Source organism: Microcystis sp. LE19-131.1A, assembly GCF_027532015.1.
GTDB lineage: Bacteria > Cyanobacteriota > Cyanobacteriia > Cyanobacteriales > Microcystaceae > Microcystis > Microcystis ichthyoblabe_A.
Window position 1 is genome coordinate 1 of the sequence record NZ_JAPZSS010000098.1, and the last position, 4,333, is coordinate 4,333.

The 4,333-nt window shown below is 46.0% G+C and carries 2 protein-coding genes; both read left to right on the top strand.

Annotation, left to right across the window (positions count from 1 at the left end; genetic code table 11):
• Positions 1-952 (top strand): calcium-binding protein (locus O9323_RS08675; protein ID WP_288124964.1); only part of this gene is annotated, 952 nt, incomplete at its 5' end.
• 1,285 nt (positions 953-2,237) lie between these two features.
• Positions 2,238-4,214, top strand: coding sequence for a Calx-beta domain-containing protein (locus O9323_RS08680; RefSeq protein ID WP_288124965.1), 1,977 nt, complete (start codon positions 2,238-2,240; stop codon positions 4,212-4,214).
• Positions 4,215-4,333 lie beyond the last annotated feature (119 nt).

The following is a 4,333-nucleotide window of genomic DNA, read 5'->3' on the forward strand; positions in this document are numbered from 1 at the left end:
CTCGAAAGTGATTACCGTTAATGTTCAAGGGGATACCACCGTCGAACCTAACGAAAACTTTACGGTAACTCTCTCCAATCCCACCAACGGAGCAACGATTACCACTGCCACTGCTGTTGGGACTATCCAAAATGATGATGAAGAAACCTCCGTTACCCTTGCCAGTAACTACAGTGGCGTTAGTGAAGACGGCGTAGCCAATCTTATCTATACCTTTACCCGTTCCGGTCCGACCACCAGCACCCTCGCCGTCAACTTCAGTGTTGCCGGAACTGCTAATGCTGCCGACTACACCGGCGCAACCCCAGGCACAGCTACCATCACTTTCGCCGCTGGGTCAAGTACCGCCAGCTTAACCATTAACCCCACCGCCGACACCGTTAAAGAACCCAATGAAACAGTCTCCTTGACCATTACCAGCGGCAGTGGTTACACGATCGGCACTACTGCCCCGGTTATCACTACCATCATCAATGATGACGGCGTGATCAATCAACAGGGAACAACGGGCAATGATGTGGTGGAAGCCGGAACCACTCGTACCCTGAGTGGAAGAGCGGGCAATGATATCCTCATTGGTTCTAGTTCGAGTGAGGTGCTAGTCGGTGGTGTCGGTAACGACACGATTACTTCTGGTACTGGTTTTGACGTAATTGCCTATAGCCTTGCCAGCGAAGGCCAAGATACGATTACGGACTTCAACGTTTTCCAAGATACGCTCCAAGTCTCGGCGGCGGGTTTTGGTGGCGGATTAATCGCCGGTGAAAGTATTGCGGCGGCTCAATTTGTCTTGGGAACCGTCGCCACGACGGCCAGCCATCGCTTTATCTTTAATCAACCGACAGGCCAACTCTTCTTTGATGTGGATGGTAATGGTTCATCGGTTCAGACTCTCTTGGCGACCTTGACTCCTAACCTTAACTTGACAGAAGATAATATCTTTGCGGCTTAGATGACTTGAGGCTAAGTGTCAACATAAACCGGCTGGGAAAGAATAATCTGGCTCAGAGATTGCTCAGTTTTCCCGCCGGTTTTCCATTGTGTGTCAAAAAAGTGAAGCAAATATTAATTGTTGTTCAAACAATTGATTCGGGCGGGAGTTTACGGTAGTTATAAGCTAAGTCGCATTTTAACCGCCTATTCAGAAGTGTTGAATCCTGCAATAAAACTTCACAAAACCAGTATTTTACTGATGCTCAATTAGATTGACTATTGAGAATGGAGTCAATAATCAGTCCTTTTTGGTATCATCAGAGCGAATACATAACTTGGTCATGATCTTCAAAATCTTAACATTCAAGTATGAAACACTTTTTGAAAAAAGGTATAAGGGTTTTGTTGATTTTTTAGTATTTATGTATCGTGTAAGTCCAGTAATTGATCCCCTTTTTCTTGGCATAATCTGATAGTTTCATTGGAACTGTAAGGTAAACTTGCACTAACCACAGTAGCAGTTGTTTGCTGTTATTTGCGTATATTTTCGACAAAACTTGACAATACTTCTGAGTTTCTTCATTATTCTCAACAATACTTTTCTTATTGCTGTTACTCATCAGGCTCTTGGATAAATTTAAGAAAAAAATTTTTTTGGGTTAACCTGTCCATTTATAATCATAAGTATATGGGAGATTTAGCCCCAAGGCAGAAAAGTTGAGCTTGTCTTTTTCCCTAACCATAAACAGAAATAATTCAACACCCCCAAGTAATTGACCAATTAATTTTCGGAAAATGGGGTGTGCCTGGTGATGAAGACAACACAAGTAAGTTCTGATTTATCTAGTACAGATATGACATCTCCAGCAGATTCTTTGAGTTTTGACGGAGCCTTTCCAATCACCTTTGATTTAACAGGTTCCGACGATTTAACTGTATCGAGAGAAACTTCTCCCTTAGGAGTCCTGAACTCTAACCCCTCCCCATCTACAATCTCCTCGGAGTCCCCCAGGGTTCCAGTCCGCCCTGCTGCTACGAGTCAAGTGGTGTTTCCCGCTTCTCTTAGTATTGACTCTTCTGGTTATCTCACCAGTCCAGCGCCGAGTCCTGCCTCTGTACCCACTACCGCCCCCGTCACCACCAGTCCAGGGTTGGGTCTTGTCTCTGTACCCACTGCCGAGGGATGGGATTCGAGGGTTAATCAGGACAATCTCACCCAGAAAACTGGAGAAACCCATATCACATACTGTTACTCGTGCGGTCAATACCACAGTAGCAAATTGGGACTGCAACCTCTAAGCTCCTTGTCTCCTAATGCTCCTCAAGGGACGCGAGACTATCTGTTACCCCCCAAGACGGTTAACTACTCAAGTCCCATCTCGGTTATAGAAAATACAATCTCTATTGCGCCACGAAATACACCAATTCCGAAATTTGCAACCGTAAACACTCAAGGAAGCTTTGACTTCACAAGCATTTCCAATGCAGAAGTCTTTAATCTCAGTTCCAATCCCTTCTCTTCCAAGACTATTTATCTGGATTTTGATGGCTACAACACATCGGCCACTGCTTGGAATAACCCAACCTTGGTTGGTTCTTCTAACGTCATTTCTTCTATAGCTATCTTTTCTTTGGACTCAATCGTCAGTACGGCATATTCACAATCAGAATATGATGCAATGAAGGAAATTTTCCGTCGGGTAGCTGCTGACTATGCACCTTTTGATGTCAACGTAACAACGGCAACACCAACCATTGACAAGATTACTCGGTCTAGCACAAGCGACAGTGCTTATGGGACAGTTGTGTCTATTGGGAACATTGGTAGCCAATGGTCGGGGGCTGGGGGAATTGCCTATGTTGGCATTTACGATCTCGTTGATACAACTAACTATTACAAACCTGCGCTTGTGTTTCCAAGTCGCTTAGGAACTGCAAAAAATATCGCAGAAGCGGCTTCCCATGAGGCTGGACACAATCTCAATCTTAGTCATGACGGTCAGGGTTCTACCGAATACTATGCAGGAGGCGGCTCAAGCCCTGGCTGGGCACCTATCATGGGTGTCGGCTATTCCAAGCAGTTAACGCAATTCTCGCGCGGCCAATACTCGAATGCGACAAACACTGAAAATGATTTTCTCCAGATCAGGGGGGAAGGAATCGGTCGCTATGTTGAAGGGACTCCGAATACGGATCTAGCTAGTGCTCAGACGATTACCCTAGATTCCACTGGTTACGGTGGGGCCTTTGAATGGATTACACTAGCATCAGATGATGGTAATACTGGGATAGACTATGATTACTTCAAATTTACCGCCCCTGCTGCTGGAAGCGTAAACATTTCAGTCAATAATGCTCTAATTTTCAGCAAAGATGGTACCAACTTTATTGGCGAAGACCTGCCAGCTGGATATGGAAATCTGCATCTTGATGCCCAAATCCTTAATGCAAGTGGAGGAGTTCTCGCGGATTGGAATAACAACGCATTGGTTGATGTCACTGGATTAACTTATTCGGGACTGGTAGCTGGGCAAAATTACTTTGTCAAAGTTGGTCCTAACTCAACGCTTCCGGATCAGTCCTTTGGTGAAACAACTTGGGGAAGTTTGGGAGCCTACGCCTTACGTATTCAGGCTGACACCAAATCAATCTCGATCGCCAAAACCACCGACGGTAACGAAGCCGGTTCAGTAAGCAGTGTCTTTACCCTGACCCGCACCGGCGACCTCTCCAGTGCCTTAACGGTTAACTACACCCTTGCCGGTACGGCCACTCCAGGTGTTGACTATACAGGCACTACTCCCAGCAGCGTCACCTTTGCGGCACTTTCCCCCACTGCTACCATCACCCTGCCCACCAAAGATGACCTCTTGAGTGATCCCAGCGAAACCATCATCACCAAAATTACCGCCCCCACCGGCTACACTATTAGTGGCCCTGACAACGCTACGGCCACCATTCTTGACAATGATGGTAACTCGGGCAATAACAACTTGGTCGGGACAAGCTTTGCCGATGCCCTGGCTGGAGTGGGAGGTAATGACACCCTTGATGGTGGAGCGGGTAATGACACCCTTGATGGTGGGGCCGATAACGACACTTACCTCTTCGACACGGATCTGGTCTTGGGTAGCGATCGCCTCATTGATGCCTCTGGAATCGATACCCTCAACTTTGCGGCGACCACAACTAAAACCATCAACCTCAATCTCGGCAGTACCGCCGCCCAAACCGTCACCGCCGGAAATCTCACTCTCACCCTAGGGACTTCCAGAGAATAAAATACCCAACAAAAAAATAGAAAAGTGTTTTTTTGAAAAAGTAATTATTTTTGTCTAGGAAAACAAAGAGTCTCCCATTACAACCTATTTTTCCGAAAAAAAAATAGCAGCATAAACTT